This is a genomic window from Frankia sp. Mgl5 (assembly GCF_023242985.1).
GTDB lineage: Bacteria > Actinomycetota > Actinomycetes > Frankiales > Frankiaceae > Parafrankia > Parafrankia soli.
The window spans coordinates 119,028-136,507 of the sequence record NZ_JALKFY010000009.1 but is presented as its reverse complement, the minus strand read 5'-3'; the positions used below and the strand labels follow the sequence as shown (position 1 = coordinate 136,507).

Here is a 17,480-nt window from a genome sequence, read left to right as displayed (position 1 = left end):
CGCGCGGCTGATCCGCGGCGGCTGGCCGACGGTGCGCGATAGCGCGACGAGGGCGAGGTTCGCGCCCCCGGCGACGTTGGCGAGGTGCTCGGTGAGGGCCTGGTGCTCGGCGTCGGTGAGCGGCGGCCTGGCGGTGCCGGGCGGCGGGTTGGGCGGGTCGGTGCGGGTCATGATCCCCCTGTCGGAGACGCGCGTGTCCACGCGGCCGACCCCTAGCCCTAGGGACCGATCGCGTGAGCGGCGTCCCCTATGAGCAGTGCGCCGGGAGCGTGCCAGCGCCGCACCCGGTCGACCTGCACCCTCAGCAGGTGGACGTCCTCCCAGCTCCTGATCTCATCGACACGGTCGGCGAGGTCCGGAGCGAGCGTCGCGACGTTGTCGCGGAGGCGGTCGAGTCCCTCCGCGTGTACGGCGTCGTAGCCGCCCTTGCGGATCAGATAGGCGGTCTGCCAGTAGCTGCCCCGGTCGATGCGGATGAGCATCCGTCCCGGGCCGACCACACCGCCGAGGCCATCCCCGTCACTCGCCCGGCGGGGGAGCCGGAACCACAACACATCCATCGGAGCGCCGAAACGTCGCAGTGGCAGGCCAAGCGACGCGCGGACGACAGATCCGCGGCCGTCGGCACCGACCGTGAGACGCGCCCGCAGCACCCGGTGGCCCTGGGCGGTCTGAGCCTCGGCGCCCACCACCTGATCGCCATCCCGGACAAGGCCGGTCACCTCGTGCTCACGCAGCAGTGTGAAGGTCGGAAGGCCGGCGCCGACCTGCGCGAGCATCTCCAGCAGGTCCCACTGCGGGACGAAGTAAATGTAGGGATGACTCACCCGCAGCCGGGAGAAGTCCGCGACCTGGTAGGTCCCGTCCGCGAAGGTGAATCTCAGCCCGGTGACCTGGCGTCCGGGCAGGTCGCGCACGCGTTCGCCAAGGCCGATCGAATCCAGCAGATCGAGCGTGGACGGGTGCACGGTGTCCCCGCGGAAGTCGCGCAGGAAGTCGGCGTGCTTCTCCAACACGCAGGTCTCGAGGCCGTCGCGGGCGAGCAACAGGCCGAGCATCATTCCGGCCGGGCCTGCGCCCACCACACACACGTCGAACGCGGGGCCCGCGGCGTCAGGTGTCATGCAGATGCAGTACCCACTGCCTCGAGACCCGAGCGCGGGCCAGGGGGATCAGGTCTGCAGGGAGATCTGCGGTGGGATGCCGCCGTCCGGACCTTCCCCGGAGCCGTCTCCGCTCGGGCTGCGAGTGAAGCTCGCCATCGACGCGGCGGCGAGCTCCTCTACCACCGTGCCATCGACGGTCTCCCATTCCAGCAGGCGCGCGGTCAGGGCGTCGAGTGCGTTCCGATGCATGCGCAGCAGGTCGACGGCTCGCGCCTGAGCCTCCCGCAGCAGCCGTGCCACCTCGGCGTCGATCACTCGTTGCGTCTGCTCCGAGTAGGGGCGGGCCATGAGGTCGTCCCCGCCGATGAAGTTGGGCCCGTCGGACGAGTAGCCCACCGGTCCGATCTCCTCCGACAGCCCGAACTCACGCACCATCCGGGTGGCGAGTTGGGTCGCGCCGGCCAGGTCGTTCGAGGCACCGGTGGAGCCGTGGCCGAACACCACCAGCTCGGCCGCCCGACCGCCGAGCCGCACGGCCAGGCTGTCCAGCAGATAGGCCTCGGAGTAGAGGTGCCGCTCGGCCTCGGGGAGCTGTTGGGTGACGCCGAGCGCCATTCCTGCGGGGAGGATGGTCACCTTCTCGACCGGGTCGGCGTCGTCGCAGAGCGCCGCCACCAGGGCATGGCCCGACTCGTGCACGGCGACGGACCGCTTCTCGTCCGGAAGCAGGGCGTTCGAGGCGTCGCGCCGTCCAAGGAGGATGCGGTCACGCGCGGCGTCGAGATCGGCGGCGCTGACCACCGAACGTCCGTCGCGGACGGCGTTGATCGCCGCCTCGTTGACGAGGCTGCCCAGGTCCGCGCCGGAGAATCCGGGCGTCCCCCGGGCGATCCGGGTGAGATCGGCGTCATCGGTGAGTGCTTTGCCGCGGGTGTGCACGGCGAGGATCTCGGCCCGTTCGGACTGGGTCGGCAGCGGCACCGTGACCTGGCGGTCGAATCGACCCGGGCGCAGCAGCGCGTGGTCAAGGATCTCGGGGCGGTTCGTGGCGGCGAGGACGACCACGCCCGACGTGGACTCGAACCCATCCATCTCGGCGAGGAGCTGGTTCAGCGTCTGCTCGCGTTCGTCGTTGGACCCGCCGAACGCGCTGGAGCCGCGCCGGCCGCCGATGGCGTCGATCTCGTCGATGAAGATGATGGACGGCGCCCGCTTGCGGGCCTCGGTGAAGAGGTCCCGCACCCGGGATGCGCCGACACCGACGAACATCTCGACGAAGCCCGAGCCGGTGATCGAGAGGAACGGCACCTCGGCCTCGCCGGCGACGGCGCGCGCGAGCAGGGTCTTGCCGGTGCCGGGCGGGCCGACCATCAGCACGCCGCGCGGGCCGTGTGCGCCGACCTCAAGATACTGGTCGGGATTGCGCAGGAAGTCGACGACCTCGCTGATCTCCTGTTTCGCACCCTCGTAGCCCGCGACGTCGCTGAAACGAGTGTCAGGCCGGTCCGCCTCGGTGATCTTCGCCCGGGAGCGGCCGAACATTCCGAGCGCGCCGCCGCCGGAGAGCTGGCGCCGGGCCATGCGGCCGGACCACACGAAGAAACCGATCAGGAGCAGCAGCGGCAGGAAGCTCAGCACCACCGACCAGAACGACGTGCCCGTCCTGGTGGCCGTGATCTGCACCTTCTTGGCGGCGAGCTGACGTTCGAGCGCGGTTGTGTCGAGTGCGGTGGGGATCTGGGTGGTGAAGTCAGTGCCGTCGGTCAGCGTGCCGTCGACACCACCGCGGTCGTCGATGGTGACCGAGCGCACCACGCCGCTGTCGACCCGACCCACGAAATCGGAGTAGGTCAGCGAATCCGGCTGGGTGGCGAACAGGCTCGGAGCGATCAGCAGCATCACCGTGACGAGCAGCCCGACCGGGATGAGGAACCTGCGCCAGCCCGGCATCGGCGGCGGCGCGGGTTTCGGGGGAGTGTCCTTCGGCGGCCCGGATTTCGCCGGCGCGGAGGCATGAATATGGCCGATGCTCACACGGGAGATCACGATCTTCTCCTGGCGTCCACAGATCGGTCCGGATACCGGCTGCTGGCAGCCGGTGAATTGACGCCCATTCGCCCTTTCTATCAGCGATTTCTGCTGCGATGTATCGGGCCGGGTGGACGTCCCGTCGCGGGGACGCGCCGTGCCGACTCAGGCCGGGACGGTGCCGCACGCCGCCATCGAGGCGCCCCGGTATCCGTTCAGGAAGGCCTCACGTCGCTGCTCCGCCGAGCCGTGGGTCCACGACTCCGGGTCGACGCGGCCGCCGGCCGAGGCCTGGATCCGGTCATCGCCCACGGCCTCGGCCGCCCGGAGCGCCTCGTCGAGCTCAGCTTCGTTGATCGTGACGTTGCCGGCGGAGTTCGCCAGCGTGCTCCACACCCCGGCGTAGCAGTCGGCCTGCAGTTCGAGCTGCACCGACAGCGCGTTGCGGCGGGACGGGTCGGCGTTCTGCGCCTCGCGCAGCCGCTGCTCGGTTCCGGTGATCGTCTGGATGTGGTGCCCGACCTCGTGAGCGACGATGTAGGCCTGCGCGTACCGGCCCTGCGCCCCGAAGTCCCGCTGGAGCTGCTCGAGGAACCCGAGATCGAGGAAGACCCGTCGGTCGGGTGGGCAGTAGAAGGGCCCAACCTGCGCGGACGCCGTTCCGCATCCGGTCGAGACCGCGTCGGAGAAGTAGACCAGCCGCGGGTCGGAGTACTGCTGGCCGGCCCGGGCGAACTGGGCCGTCCAGACCTCGTTCACCTCGTTGAAGACCTTGAGGACGAAGCAGTCGTCGTACTGGTCCAGGGCGCCGGCGGTGTTGCAACGGGTGGCGATGTCGCTGCCCGTCGTGCCCTGTTCGGTGCCCGGCTGCGCACCCCCCGACCCGTCGATGCCCGTTCCGTTCGCGCCCGTTCCGTCGCCGCCGCCGAGCACGGCCACCACCAGGTAGATGAGCAGGCCGACCAGGCCGGCGCCGCCGCCGCCGATGGCGGCACCGCGGCCCAGGCCGCCGCCGCGTCTGTCCTCGAGCTGGGACGTGTCGACCGACGAATCGTCGAACCGCATGGCCTGCCTCTCGACGCGCCTCGTGGATACCGTCCGGGAGCAGACGTCATACGGGATATGTCCATGATGTGGCAAGGGCGAACATCGGGCGGGCCTGGGGGTTCAGCGCTCGAGGCGGGCCCGTACCTCTGGTCGGCGCAGCGGCGGCACTGTCCCGGGCGGCTGGCGGCGCGCGGGCAGCTCCCCGAGCAGGCGGTGGACGCTCGCGGACACCTCGGCCACCGCCGCCTCGAAGGCCCCGGCCGCGGCGGGCGGTGGCTGGCGCAGGCCGCTCACCTTCCGGACAAACTGCCGGGCAGCCGCCTCGATCTCCTCGTCGGTCGCGGGAGGCGCGAGTCCGCGCAGCTCAGTGATGTTGCGACACATGACTCCACGGTAGGCCGGCTCCCGTGCCGTCTCGGCGGCGTGCCCGTGGCTCGCGGGTCTGTAACTTGCGTCGCCGTGGCTCGGGTGGCTGTGACTCGGATGGCTGCGGCTCGCGAGCGGGTGCCTCCCGGACAGGCCGGGGGGCGGCGTCTGTCAGAGGTCCACGGTCCCCGAGATACAGGTGACAGTGTCGCCACCGACCCACACCGACCCGTCCGGATCACGGGAGAGACGGACCCTGCCCTCCCGCCCGAGCAGCGTCCCCTGGCTGACGACATACGCCCCGTCCGCCTTGCCGATGTCGAACAGCCAGGTCGCGAGGGAGGCGTTGAGGCTGCCGGTCACCGGGTCCTCGACAGTGGTGATCTGGGGCGTGAAGGCGCGGACTTCGAAGGCGCCCGGCCCGCCGGGCGGGTGTGGCCCGACGACCCCCACGGCCAGGTCGACGGCGCCCGGGCGGATCGCGAGCACGGCCGCGGCGGAGTCGAGCAGCACGCCGACCCAGCCCGGGCCGTTGTCCACCCACTGCGCGGCGAGGATGTCCGCCGGGTCGAGGCGGAGCATCTCGGCGAGGTGCCGCACGAGTTCGGCGTCGGCGGGCTCGTAACGCAGCAGCGGCGGTCCCGAGAAGGCCAGTCCCGAGGCGTCGTCGCGACGGACGGTGATCAGCCCCGCCTCACATTCCTGCACGATCCGGTCGGGATCGCGCGGCGTGTGGCCGGATGTCAGCCAGGCGTGGCATGTCCCCAGGGTGGGATGACCCGCGAACGGAAGCTCGGCCGTCGGCGTGAAGATGCGCACCCGGTAGTCGGCCCCGGGTGCCCTCGGGGCCTGGACGAACGTTGTCTCGGAAAGGTTCGTCCAGGCGGCGAAGCGGCGCATCGCCGCACTGGGCAGCCCCTCGGCGTCGAGGACGACCGCGACGGGATTGCCCAGGCAACTGCCGGACGTGAAGACGTCCACCTGCTGGAACGCTCGCCGCATGACCGGTTACGAGCTCAGTCGCAGGGGGTCGAACCGCTCGCGGTATCGGCTGGCGCGGTAGACACCGAGGATGCGGTAGTCGGCGAAGAAGCCGAGTTCGGCGAAGGCGCGTTCCACCGCGGGATCCTCCGGGCTGCCCTCGATGTCGGCGAGGAACTGCGTCGCCACGAACTCGCCGCTGATCATGCAGCTTTCGAGCTTCGTCATGTTGATGCCGTTGGTGGCGAAACCGCCGAGAGCCTTGTACAGCGCGGCCGGCATGTTGCGCACCTTGAACACGAAGGTGGTCACGATCGGTCCGACGCCGGCCGCGGCCCGCAGGCGCTCGTTCGACAGGATGAGGAAGCGGGTCGTGTTGTGATCCTCGTCCTCGAGGTCGGGCCGGAGCACCTGCAGGCCGTATTCCTCGGCTGCCAGCCGCGAGGCGACGGCAGCCTTCGTCACGTCACCCCACTCGGCGACCTCGCGGGCGCTGCCCGCGGTGTCCGCGGCGGGCACGGCGGTGAGCCCGAGCCCGCGGATCGCGTTGCGGCACTGGGCCAGGGCCTGCGGATGACTGTGCACGGTCTTCAGATCGTCCATGGTCGCCCGCGGCAGCCCGAGGAGCTGATGGCGTATGGGCAGGAAGAACTCACCGATGATGTGCACGGACGAGTTCGGCAGCAGATGGTGGATGTCGGCGACCCGGCCCGCGGTCGAGTTCTCCACCGGGATCATCGCCAGACCGACCGTGCCGTCCTCCAGTGCGGTGAAGCACTCCTCAAAGGTCTGGAACGGTACCGCCTCGAAGTCGGGGTAGACGTCGCGGCAGGCGATGTGGGAGTTGGCTCCCGGCTCGCCCTGATATGCGATCTTCTGACTCCCGGTCATCGCGGGTTCCTGCCTCCGGTCTGTGGTTCTGCCGCAAAGCCGTCGCACGGGCGGCCCCGCCGGGCCCGCCGTGGCTGGCTGGTCGGCGCACGGCCTGGACGTCCGGCCGCCGTATCCGACGGTACCGGCCCGCCACCCCGGCACCCTCGGCCGCCGGGTCTGCTGGTGCCGGTCCGGGCATCCGGGCGGGGATCAGGCGGAGTGCGCGTCGGCGAACGCGTCGAGGATCTCCCGGGGAATGCGGCCGCGGTCACCGACCTCGAATCCGTTCTGGCGGGCCCAGACGCGGATCCTCCCGGCGTCCCGGCCGGCGGCCGCGCTTCCGTTCCCACCCCCGCTCGCTGCCGTCACGGTGAGAGCCGGGGCTCCGCCGGGCTCACCGGCGCCGGGGTCGGGCGGGACGACGTGCGCGGCCAGCGTCCGGATCTGCTCCGCATCTCTGGTGGGCGTGAGCACGTTCGCCCCCGGCAGATAGCTGATCGTGACCAGCTCGGCGTCGCCGGGTGGGGTCAGGGCGCGGTCCGCCTGTCCTGGTCCGTCGGCGCGCAGCTGCGCGCCCACCGCTCGTGCCAGGTCGGTGAGATGCTCGTGATGCGTCAGCAGAATGATCTGCCAGCGCCCGGCGATCTCGGCCAGCACGCGAAGTGCCGCCTCGGCGCGCGTGTCGTCGAACGTCATCAGGACGTCGTCGAGCACGACCGGCAGCGTGGGTTCGCCGCGGCTGGTCCGCTCCCGCTGGAGCTGGTCGATCGCCGCCAGGCGCAGGGCCAGGAACACCTGGTCGGCCGTGCCCTCGGAAAGCTCGCCCGGGCCGAGCTCGTCCTCGTCGGCGCGGACGACCCGCAGCGTCCGGGCGCCGTCGCCGCGATCGATGGCCCGCAGGGCGACGTAACGGCCCTCGGTGAGCCGTTCGAGCAGGCGTCCCGCGTCCGCGAGCAGGGGGGACGCGTGACGGCGCTCGTAGGACTCCAGCTCACGGCCAAGCGTCTCGTACTGGATGCGCGCGATGACGTAGCGCTCCGCCGTCTCGGCTACGAGCGCCAGGGACTCCTGCGCGCGGGCGTGCAGCTCGCCGGTGGCCGCGCCGCTCTCGAGATCCCGCAGATGCCGTTCGACCGTCCCGACGGCCGTCCACGCCTCTGTCTGCGCGGCCGTGCGGCGCTCGTGCTCGTCGCGCGCGTCGGCGAGGTCGGCGGCGAGGTCCTCGTCGGTGCTCGCGGCCAGCGCGCGGACGACGGCTTCGAGCTCGTCGCCGGGTGCCGCGGCGCGCAGCAGGCCTTCGGCGGCGGTCATCGCCGCCGTGATCCCGGCGAGGTCCCGGCCGCGGTCCGCCGCGTCGGCCAGTTGCTGACCGGGCGCGAGGACGACCTGCGCGCGCAACTCGTCGAGGCGGCCGACGGCGCTGTCCCGCAGCAGCGTCGCCGCGGTGACCCGGGTGTTCAGGGTGGCGACCGCCTGGTCGATCTCCGCGCGGCGGGTACGGCTCTCGATGCTCGCCTGGTGCCGTGCGCTGAGCCGATCGAGCAGATCGGCCAGCTCGTCGGCCTCATCGCCCGGCCCGTCGGGCGCGACTGGGCCCGCCGCGAGACGTTCGCCGCCAGTTCCGGTTTCACTCCCAGCCCCAGCCCCACCGCTGGTGCTGGTGCCGGGCGAGTCGGGGCGCTGGCCGCGCGAGCGGTGCAGGAGGCCATGACGGGCCGAGAGCTCGCGGACGTCCGTGGCGAACGCCCGATGGCGGCCGGCGGCACGCTCGGCGTCCCGCGCGGCGCGGTCGGCCTGCTCGTGCAGAGCCACCGCCTGCGCGAGCACGCCCCGCCGTTCGGTCCAGCCCCGCGGGTCGGTGACCGAAGCCAGCCCGGCCGCCCGGACGAGGTTGTCCCAGTCGCCCTCGGCGCCGAGCAGCTCCTCGCGCCGCTTGTCCCGTTCGCGTTCGGCCTCCTCGACGGCCCGCCCGAAGTGGGCGGCGTCAGCCCGCCGGACCTGTGCGAGGTCGTCGTCCGCGAGCACGGTCTGCGCGCAGGTGAGAAGACTGTCGAGGTCGGCGTCCACCCGGGCGAGGCCGACCTCGGCGAGGGCCTGGGCGAGCGCGGTCCGCTGGGCGTCGGCCTGGGCACCCAGCAGGGCGATGCGGGTCTCCGCGGCGAGCAGCTCCGCGTGCGCCCGGTGCGCCTCGTCGACAGCCCGCTGGACGTCGTCCGCGTCCGCGCGAGAGGGTACGGCCAGGCCTGGCTCGTGCCAGTGGCCCTCCCACGCCGCGCGGGCTTGATCGGCTGCCTCGGCGGCGGCCGCGGTGGCGGCGAGCGCCGCGGTGGCCCGTTCGTGCGCGAGGTCGGCGTCCCGGTGGAGCTGGGCCCGCCGGGCGGCCAGATCGGCGTGGCGGATGAGCTGATCCGCGACCTCGTCGGCGCGGGCGATTCCGGCAGCGATGACCGGCAGCAGCTCGCGAGCCCGCTCCGGCGTCAGCCGGCCGCCGACTGGTGGCACCCCGCCAACGGCCGGGGCGGGGGTCCGGCCGCCGGTCGCGGGCGGCAGGCCGCCGGCCGCGTCGACCAGCAGGTTCCAGAGCTCCTCGCGGGTCGCGCGGGCCCGGTCGAGCGTGGCCTGGTCCGGGAGGTCGCGGCCGTCGGCGTCGGCGACCCGGCTCTGCGTGAGCTCGAGGTCCCGGGTGGCGCCGACGAGCTCCTCCTCGCGGCGGGCGAGGGCCACCTCTGCGGCGTCGAGCCGGTCGCGCGCCAGCCGGATCTCGTCGCGCCCGGGCATCCCGGGCGGCGGGCCGTCCGGGTCGCGGGCGCCGGCGCGGCGCAGCGCCTCCCGGCGGTCGCGGACAGCGCGGGCCGCCTCGTCGACGGCCGCCCTGGTCAGCGCGGTCGCCGAGCCCGCGCCGGCTATCGCGCCGAGTACCGCCTTCAGCTGGCTGATCGACGCCGGGTCGTGGCCCGGGGACTGGTCGGTGCCGTCGCGGCGCAGGCGGGCGGCGGCGAGCGCGTCCTCGGCGCGGCGCAGCTCGTCGGTCAGCTCGCCGACCGTCACGGCGAGCGCGTCGAGCTGGGCCGCGAGGTCACGCGGCACGTGCAGGTCGGCCAGGAGCTCGGCGGCGGTGCGCGGGTCGCTCGGACCAGCCAGGTCGAGCAGGAGCGCACGGGCGGAGTCCGCGTGGCGCGCGGCCTCGTTCTCGAGCGCGTGGGCGTCGGCGCCGTCGCCGAGCCGCGCCACGCGGGACTGCTCCAGCCGGGTGATCATCTCGCCGTCGGCGAGCACGGACTCGTCGGTCGTCAGCGCCTCCCGCGCGGCCCGGCGGTCGAGCAGATCGGCGGTCAGCCGGTCGAGGTCGGCCTCGGCCGTCGCTGCCTCCCGCACGCTGGCGTCGAACAGCGCCGTCTCCTCGGCGGTGAGGGCCACACCCGCGGCGAGCAGCGCGGCGTGGCGTTCCCGGAGCACGACCAGCTCCCGGGCATGTGGGGCTGCGCGCACCCACCGTTCCAGGCGGGAGCGGCGGTCGGCGGCGGCTCGGGTCGCCACCGCGGCCGCCTGCGCGTCGCGGCGGCGCAGCGCCTGCTCCCGGCGGGCATCGTCGACATGGGCCGCGCGGGTCATGGCGGACGCCGCCTGCTCGGCCAGCCGCTCGTAGTCCGCCAGCGCGGTGCGGACCCGGACGCTCTTGTTGTTGCGGTGGGCCTTGTACAGGGAGTCCATCTCCGCGGCGAGCGTGTCGAGCAGGCCGCGGACCGCCCGCCCGCTGCGCGCGGTGAAGACGAGCTCGGCCAGGTCGCCGGTGCCCTCGAAGACACTCGCACCACCTGCCCGCAGCTCGGCGTGGGACAGCCCGAACGCCTGCCGCCAGCGCCGACGCGCGTCGGCGCCACCGGAACCCCACGGGGGGAGGAAGATCGCGCCGTCGTCAACGGTCTGCAGACCGCTGTTGCGCCGCCTGACCTCGACCCTGGCCGGCGGCGCCTGCCGGGCCGGCCCCGTCTCCTGGGACGGCGGCGGGAGCTCGGCCGGACGCGTCGCGGGCAGTTCGAGGTCGGCCGTCAGGCTCAGCGCGCCCTGGCCGAACTGGAAGCTCCGCCGGGTGCCGCGGAAGGTCCACAGCAGGTCCGACAGGGCGTCGAGCGTCGTCGACTTGCCGGCCTCGTTCGCGCCGACGACCACCGTCAGCCCACGGCCGAACTCGATCCGCCGGTCCTCGAAGGCACCGTAGCGATCCAGGCCGAGCGCGCGGACCCGCATCAGGCGTCGTCTCCGGAGAGGCGCGCGAGCAGACCGTCCCCGGCGCGGCGGGCGAGGTCGGCGAGTGTGAGGGGATCGCCCAGGTCGAGCAGGTCGGCTCCGCGCAGCAGCCGTCCGACCTCGCGGTCCAGGGGGCCGATCCACCGCGCGAGGTCCTCGGGGCGGGTGCCCAGATCGTCGCAGGCTGCGCGTACGGCGGAGACCAGCTCGGGGTCGACGGCGCCGGCCGGGCGCGGGTCGGTCACTCGGTTGACGATCTTCTCCAGACAGACCTGCAGGCCGTCGGCGACCGTGCGGAGCTCCTCGCGCAGCCGTTCGGCGTCGGCAAGACCCGCGGCGGCCCGCGACGCGCCGGTGAGCACGGTGCGCGCGACGACCGGACGGTCCCCCGCGGAGTCCCGCGCCGCCCGCAGCTCGGCCGTGACCCGGCCCAGGACGTCGTCGAGGGTGTCGGCGCCGACGGTGTCGACGGTGAGGACAGCCCAGCGGGCCACGTCGCAGGGGACGTGCTCGATGCGGGCGGGGCCGCCCTGGGGGATCTCGACGACGAGGGCGCCCTTCGGCCCGCTCTCCCGCGGGGTGCGGCCCTGGAGATTGCCGCTGAACGCGGCGACCTGGCGGCCCCCGGGCCCGTCCCCGCGGGTCGCCGTGCCGCCGGGAAGTGGGCCGCCGTGAACGACGCGATGGGAGTGGACATGGCCGAGGGCGAAGTAGTCGTAGCCCGTGCGGGCCAGGTCGTCCTCCGAGCACGGGGCGTAGTTGGCATGGCCTTCGGCGCCGTCGGCGGCAGTGTGCAGCAGGCCGACGTTCACCAGCCCGGCCAGGGCGTCCGGGTAGCGCTGGACGAGGTTGTCGTGGACGGCGGCGGTCGCGTAGCTCTGCCCGTGCACGGCCAGCCCGAGGTCGTCCGCCACATGCGTGCCCGGCCGGTCCGAGGCGAACACCCGGACGTTCGGGGGCAGGGTCAGCGACCGGGTGATCTCGCTCTCGGCGTCGTGGTTGCCGGAGATCATGTAGACGGGGATGCCGGCGTCGCGCAGGCGGCCCATCTGCTCGACGAAGAACCGGCCGGTCGCGTAGTCCCGCCAGGTTCCGTCGTAGACGTCCCCGGCGAGCAGGAGCGCGTCCGCCGCCCGGTCGACGCTGAGGTCGACGAGGTTCGCCAGGGCCCGCCGGGTCGCCTGCCGCAGCAGGTGGGCCAGATCGCCGTCACCCAGCCGGGTCAGTCCCCGAAGGGGGCTGTCGAGATGGATGTCCGCGGCGTGGACGAGGCGCATCTTCCCCCTGGCGTCGGGCCGCCACAGGCCAGGGAGGGCATGTGGTTCCGGGCGGTCGGAGCGTCCCGCGGGCGGTTGCCGTGAGACGCGGACGGCCCGTCGGAAGGAGGGAGCGGGCCGAACGACCAGAACCTAGTACCGCAATCGGACATCTCGAACTGTCCACGCCGGAGGATCCGGTGATCTCGTCGAGTTTTTGGTGCGTTGTCCCCGTTTTGGAGTGTTGTCGTCGTGGGGGCGGAGCTTCGGGCGGTTCAGCGCCCGGACTTGGAACGGGAGCCGGAGCGCGATCCGCCGCCGGAGCGGCGGGCCCGCGAGCGCGTGCCGACGTCCACCTGCCGGGCGGGGCCGGCGCCGGCGGCGACGTTCTCCAGGTCGGTGGTGATGCTGCTGTTGATGAGCCCGACCGTTCGGTCACGGTCGCCGTCGTCGAGGCCTTCGAGCAGGCTGTGTATCAGGCTCACGATGTTCCTCCACGCTTCGGGGCGATCTCGGGGTTCGTACGTCTGCTGCCCGGACCGAGCGTGTTAAAGCGTGCGATCGCCGCTTTTTCCCGGCGACAAGGACCCTGGTGGCGAGGATCAGGGCGCGGGCGAGAGGCCCCCGTCGAGGTTGATGCCGACGCCGGTCAGGTAACCGGCGCGGGGGGAGAGGAGGAAGGCCGCGAGGTCGGCGAAGTCCTGGGCGCGGCCGACCCGTCCGAGGGGGATGTCGGAGCCCCGGCTCAGCTCGGCGTACAGCTCGTCCACGCCGATGCCTCGCTCGGCTGCGCGGCGGTCCCACTGGCCGCTCTCCAGCAGCCCGATCAGCACTGCGTTCACCCGGATTCCGTCCGGGCCGAGTTCCTTGGACAGCGCCTTGGTGAGGGCGAGCCCGGCCGCCCGGGAGACCGAGGTGGGGGTCGATCCGGCGCCGGGGGTCTTCGCGGCGATGGCCAGCGTGTTGATCACGGAGCCGCCGCCGGCCGCGCGCAGGTGCGGCAGCGCCAACCGGGTCAGCCGGACGGTGCTGTGCACCTTGAGCTGCAGGTCGGCGTCCCAGACCTCGTCGGTGTGCGACGCGAACGGCCCGGCGGCGCTGCGCCCGGCGTTGTTCACCAGGCCGTCGATCCGCCCCCAGCGGCCGACGGCCTGCTCGACGAACCGCTCGAGGTCGGCCAGGCGGGTGACGTCCGCGGGGACAGGCAGGAACTCCGCGCCGGCCGCGGCGGTCGGTGCCACCTCGGCAGCGAGGCGGTTGAGGCGGTCCGCGTCGCGGGCGCAGAACGCGACACGCGCCCCCTCCGCGGCGAGAGTGCGCACCAACGCGGCGCCGAGCCCGTCCGAGCCGCCGGTGATCAGGACGACCTTGCCCGCCAGCTCGAGATCCACGCCGTCTCCTCTGCCACCAGCGGTCCGCCCAGTCCAGCCCAGCGCGCCCGCTCCGCCACTGCCCGCAACCCTATTCGGACCCGCGACCTCCGCGGACCCGAAGCCCTGTGCGGTGGGCCGGACAAGCACGCCGGGATAGGCGCCGTCGACGTCCGTGCCGTCGCAGGAGATCGCCACGCCGTTGACCCGGACTCCGGCGATGCCGTGGGTCCCGGCGATCAGCCGGTCGCTGCCGGCGGGGAGGTCCCAGACCCGGACGGGATCGTCGTCGCCGACGGTGTCGGGGGCGAACGCGACCAGGTCGGCCGCGTAGCCGGGAACGTGCCGACGTTGAGCCGCTTGCGCCGCCGGTGGGTAGCCGCTCCCCGACCTGGGTGATCAAGCTTCCGGAGATTCGGACGTCCGGCTGGCGCGGCGGATCGCCGGTTCCGTCCGCGACGGTCGCGCTACGGAAGAGGATATCCGTGATCCGCTCCTTGCTCCTCATGTTCGCCTAGGTCGTCCCAAGGCTCGATACAAATTAAGTCGGATAATAAGTCTCCCACTCTATTCGGCCGTCCAAGATGCTATTACGCAACGGACAAGGGTCGAAATCTAGTCGCGACGTATAAAGTCGGACATTAGTGGTTCGCGAGTTCGGCCGGGGTCGTCCGGGCTGAGTGGAGTCGAGGCGAGGAGCGGTGCGATGGAGCGGGAGTACCTGAACCCGGCGGGCGCGTGGGACACGGCGGGGCGCAGCTACCGCCACGTCGTCAAGATTATTAGTCCGAACGGGCTGATCTTTCTGGCCGGCCAGGCGCCGGTGGACGAGAACTTCAAGGTCATCGGCGGCGAGGACGTCGCCGAGCAGACCCGGGCGACGTTCGCGAACATCAGCCGCGCGCTCGAGGCCGCCGAGGCCAGCATCGCCGACATCGTGGGCATGGAGGTGGAGACCTTGCGACTGGTGACGGTGCTACCACCCGCCGCGCAACGCCACCCACCGAAGCCAGCGCCGGTGTGGCAGCGCCGCCGGTCCTGCTCAGTCACGGGATGGTGGCCCGGCCGGCCGGGACGTCCTCGAGCGGCTCGGCCGGTACATGGAGACCGGGGTCGACGACAACCTGGTGCTGGCCGGGCTGGCGGAGCTCGCCCCCGGGCTGCCCGTCCAGATCGTCTGGGGCGCGAAAACGGGCCCTTCCCCGTCTCGATGGCGCACGCCGCCCATGCGGCCCTGCCGGGCTCGGAGCTGGTGGTCGTGGACCGGGCCCGCCCACGTTCCCTACCTGGAACGTCCCGAGGTCTTCAACGAGGCGTTTCTCGACTTCGTGACCCGTCGTGTCCTGACGACCGGCCGCGCCGTGACCTGAACCCGATCAGACGGTGGCCGAGCCCGCGGCCGCCGGCGATTCGGTGGCCGCGGCGATCGCACTCGCGGCCTCAACCGATCCGGTGCCGACGGTCCGCCGTCGCACGGCCTCCACCCCGCCGGGAACGAGAACGCGCAACTCGTCTATGTGGGCGCGCATCAGAACTCCGGCCTGTTCGGCGTCGCCGCGTTCGATGGCCTCGTAGATCTCGTGGTGCTGCCGGGCGGAGCGTTCCCAGAATGTGGCGTCGACGCTCGAACGCTGGAAGCGGGTCCGTAGAACGCTGAAGACCGGTGTCGCCACCAGATTCAGCAGGGGATTGCCGCAGGCGGCCAGGATCGAGGCGTGGAATCCGTTGCTGCCCTCGTACCGTTCGACCGGATCCTCGATCCGTTCGGTGGCCGTGGTCGCTTTCCGGATCATCTCGAGCTGGGTGGGTGTCCGCCGGACGGCGGCCAGCTGGGCAGCCGGGACCTCGAGCAGGTCACAGGCCTCGATCAGCTGATCCACACTGACCAGGTCGGCGCCCGAGAGCAGGCCGAGGCCGGTCTCGAGGAAATCGCCCATCAGGCCAGTGTCCGGCGCCGCGACGAAGGTGCCGCCGTGGACTCCCCGCCGCGTCTCGACCAGGTGCTGGGACGACAGCAGCCGCAGCGCCTCGCGGACCGTGGACCGGCTGACGCCGAACATCGTCGACAGCTCGGCCTCGACGGGCAGGCGCTGACCGGCGGTCAGATCGCCGCGCACGATCAGCTCCTGTAGCTGAGCCGCAACCTGGACGTAGGCGGGGCGCACCCGCTCCACGCTGAGCATCCCAGTCCACCCGTCTCGCGGCCGCCACAGCGGATGTCGAAGCAACGACCGTCTCGAAGAACAGCCGCCAGAAGTTGTCAGTCAGCGAGGCCACTATACATCAGACGATTTAGGTGGGGTGGCTGGACCGTGAGTCTGCCGAGGCCCGCCCGGGCAGAGGTTGTCTTGTGCGACATCTGCCGGGGGAGCGCGCCGAGAAAGTGGCGCCTTATCTCTCGCGAGATCCGCCGCTTCTCCCGCGAGGCGCCCGGCGCATTCTCCACGGAAGGTGACGGTGGACGTCCTGCCCGTCGCGGCGGGGGCGCCCACGGGTCGGGCCGCGGCCGTCCGAACAAGCGCCCGAACGCGCGTCCAGCCGGGCGGCCGAATCGCGACTGGATCCGGGGGGCGAGCGTGGCCGCTATCCCGGTCAGGCGCAGCAGGCCCAGCGCCGCGAACGCGAGCCGGAAGCCGTCGAGAAGCTGCGCGAGCCGCTGCTGCGGCTCAACGCCGACATCCACGACGTCTCGACCGCCCACCACATGGTCGACCGGGAGAAGCAGCTCATCGCCCGGGCCAAGGACCTTGGTATCTAAGATCCCTTGGCGTCCGGCTCGTCCGCGGTGACCCCGGCACCCCGGCACCCTGGGCCGAGGTGGGGCTCGCACTTTGGCATCTGACTCGCCCTGATGAGTCTTTGATGTTCGCCTCGCCCCTCCGGGCCGAACGCGGCCGGATCTCGTCGCGGAAGGGCGAGCAGGACACCGAACGGCGAGCGGGCAGCGGGCGGGCACGTGAGGAGACTGGTCAGGAACCGCTCCTGTCGGGCGGGGCGAGTCGGGAGCGGACGGCGTCCAGGTCGGGGACGAACCAGTGGTGCACTCCCTGGTTGGACTCGCGCACCAGGTCCCGCAGGGCGCCGCTCGCCGCCGTGAACGCCGAGATGTCCCCCACCACGGCCAGCCCGACCCGGTAGTTGACGAACTTCTGCAGGATCTGGCCGGCCAGGCCGCTGCGGAGCTCGAAGAACTCCGGCGTGAGCCGCGTGACCGGGACCGCCGCCCACGCGGCCCGCAAATACATCGCGGTGCCGATGATGTCCAGAGCGTCCTGCTCGACCCGGACCAGAGGACCCTCCGGCGAGCAGACGAGGACGGATACGGCGCCCACCTGTTCGAGCTCGTCGGGTATCGCCCCGTTGGAAATCGTGAGGTCCTCCGCCACGGTTTCTCCCTCTTCTCGTGAGCGCGCGCTGGCGAGGAGCGCGTCGAAGCTCACGGTGGCGACCCAGACGCTGTCCGTCGTCAGCGGTAATCCTCGCCCACTGGGCCCCCTCGACCTGCGGCATCCCTATAGTTCTTTATTGATGCCGACTTCACGGCATGACTGATCCCTTTATGGAAGTTTAGGGAAGGATAGCGCACGTCGCCGGTGCGCGTCGACTGGCCCGTCGGGGGTCAGCGCGCCGAGCGCGGCGCCTGTCACCCACTCGCGGTAGGCGTCGTGGGACCGCCCGCCGCTGGTGTTCGAGGTCGCGCACGAGCTCGCCGGCCTGCGGATCGACGTCCGCGGCCCGGCGCAGTGCCGACAGCAGCGGGAAGGCGCGCTGCGCGATCTCCGTCGCGGCCACCGCGAACGCGCCGAGCACCTCGCCGGCCGTGGCGCCGTCGTGGACGGCCCGCATGGCCGGCCCCTCGTGCAGGGCGACCGGTTCGTCGTCGCCCGCGACCGCCTCGTCGACGGCCGCCCTGAGAAGGTTGATCTTCGAGGAGAAGTAGGCGAAGACGGTCGGCGTGGAGACTCCGGCAGCCGCGGCTATCTGGGCCGTCGAGGTCGCCGCGAAGCCCAGCCGGACGAACAGCTCGGTGGCCGCACCGATCGCCCGGTGCGGTTCTCCCGGGTCTGGGCCTGGGCCTGGCGGCCGGCGGCGTCGACGACCTCCTTGTCGAGGCTGGTCCAGGTGGTCAGCTCGTTCTGGAGCGCCCGTCGACGAAACTGAAGCGGCCGTCGCCGAGCATCGCCGCACCCGGGTACGAATGCCGT

At 72.4% G+C, this 17,480-nt stretch carries 14 protein-coding genes and 2 pseudogenes; 2 read left to right on the top strand and 14 right to left on the bottom strand.

Annotated features, from left to right (window positions below; translation table 11 throughout):
* The 11 genes and pseudogenes from MXD62_RS07010 to MXD62_RS06960 all read right to left on the bottom strand — a co-directional run.
* The coding region (locus tag MXD62_RS07010; protein ID WP_248828598.1) for a hypothetical protein at positions 1-201 on the bottom strand (201 nt) is incomplete at its 3' end.
* A 20-nt stretch (positions 202-221) separates the two neighbouring features.
* Positions 222-1,124, bottom strand: a pseudogene (locus tag MXD62_RS07005) (FAD-dependent oxidoreductase); the annotation flags it as partial.
* Between the two features lie 48 nt (positions 1,125-1,172).
* The gene (gene ftsH / locus MXD62_RS07000; protein WP_308301204.1) at positions 1,173-3,152 is read right to left on the bottom strand and encodes an ATP-dependent zinc metalloprotease FtsH; all 1,980 of its coding nucleotides are present in this window, start codon (positions 3,150-3,152) and stop codon (positions 1,173-1,175) included.
* A gap of 147 nt (positions 3,153-3,299) precedes the next feature.
* Positions 3,300-4,199: a neutral zinc metallopeptidase gene (locus MXD62_RS06995; RefSeq protein WP_248828596.1), complete on the bottom strand. Its 900-nt coding sequence runs from the start codon at positions 4,197-4,199 to the stop codon at positions 3,300-3,302.
* Positions 4,200-4,301: 102 nt separating this feature from the next.
* Positions 4,302-4,565 (bottom strand): DUF2277 domain-containing protein, encoded by a 264-nt coding sequence (locus MXD62_RS06990; protein WP_248828595.1) that lies wholly within the window; start codon positions 4,563-4,565, stop codon positions 4,302-4,304.
* A gap of 153 nt (positions 4,566-4,718) precedes the next feature.
* On the bottom strand, positions 4,719-5,549 hold the full coding sequence (locus MXD62_RS06985) for a PhzF family phenazine biosynthesis protein (protein WP_248828594.1): 831 nt from the start codon (positions 5,547-5,549) through the stop codon (positions 4,719-4,721).
* Between the two features lie 6 nt (positions 5,550-5,555).
* Positions 5,556-6,419, bottom strand: a complete 864-nt coding sequence (locus MXD62_RS06980) for a prephenate dehydratase (RefSeq protein ID WP_020459592.1) — start codon at positions 6,417-6,419, stop codon at positions 5,556-5,558.
* Positions 6,420-6,611: 192 nt separating this feature from the next.
* A complete protein-coding gene (locus tag MXD62_RS06975) occupies positions 6,612-10,649 on the bottom strand; it encodes a histone-like nucleoid-structuring protein Lsr2 (protein WP_248828593.1) in 4,038 nt (1,345 codons plus the stop codon).
* Entirely contained in the window at positions 10,649-11,926 is a 1,278-nt protein-coding gene (locus MXD62_RS06970; protein WP_248828592.1) for a DNA repair exonuclease, read from the bottom strand. Before MXD62_RS06970 ends, MXD62_RS06975 begins: the two co-directional genes overlap by 1 nt.
* Positions 11,927-12,180: 254 nt before the next feature.
* Entirely contained in the window at positions 12,181-12,390 is a 210-nt protein-coding gene (locus MXD62_RS06965) for a hypothetical protein (protein WP_248828591.1), read from the bottom strand.
* A gap of 117 nt (positions 12,391-12,507) precedes the next feature.
* Positions 12,508-13,296 carry an SDR family oxidoreductase gene (locus MXD62_RS06960; protein ID WP_071065578.1) on the bottom strand — a complete coding sequence of 263 codons (789 nt, stop codon included), beginning with the start codon at positions 13,294-13,296 and terminating at the stop codon, positions 12,508-12,510.
* Between the two features lie 685 nt (positions 13,297-13,981).
* Between MXD62_RS06960 and MXD62_RS40110 the strand changes: the two are divergent.
* Both MXD62_RS40110 and MXD62_RS06950 read left to right on the top strand, forming a co-directional pair.
* Positions 13,982-14,164 (top strand): annotated as a pseudogene (locus MXD62_RS40110) (hypothetical protein); the annotation flags it as partial.
* Positions 14,165-14,375: 211 nt separating this feature from the next.
* Positions 14,376-14,645, top strand: a complete 270-nt coding sequence (locus MXD62_RS06950; RefSeq protein ID WP_248828589.1) for a hypothetical protein — start codon at positions 14,376-14,378, stop codon at positions 14,643-14,645.
* 6 nt (positions 14,646-14,651) lie between these two features.
* Here MXD62_RS06950 and MXD62_RS06945 read toward each other — a convergent pair whose 3' ends face one another.
* From MXD62_RS06945 to MXD62_RS40105, 3 genes are all read right to left on the bottom strand, one after another.
* Complete coding sequence (locus MXD62_RS06945) at positions 14,652-15,458, bottom strand: FadR/GntR family transcriptional regulator (protein ID WP_248828588.1); 807 nt, start codon at positions 15,456-15,458, stop codon at positions 14,652-14,654.
* Between the two features lie 786 nt (positions 15,459-16,244).
* A complete protein-coding gene (locus MXD62_RS39120) occupies positions 16,245-16,661 on the bottom strand; it encodes a DUF4180 domain-containing protein (protein WP_248828587.1) in 417 nt (138 codons plus the stop codon).
* 181 nt (positions 16,662-16,842) lie between these two features.
* Complete coding sequence (locus MXD62_RS40105) at positions 16,843-17,463, bottom strand: TetR/AcrR family transcriptional regulator (RefSeq protein WP_368862327.1); 621 nt, start codon at positions 17,461-17,463, stop codon at positions 16,843-16,845.
* Positions 17,464-17,480 lie beyond the last annotated feature (17 nt).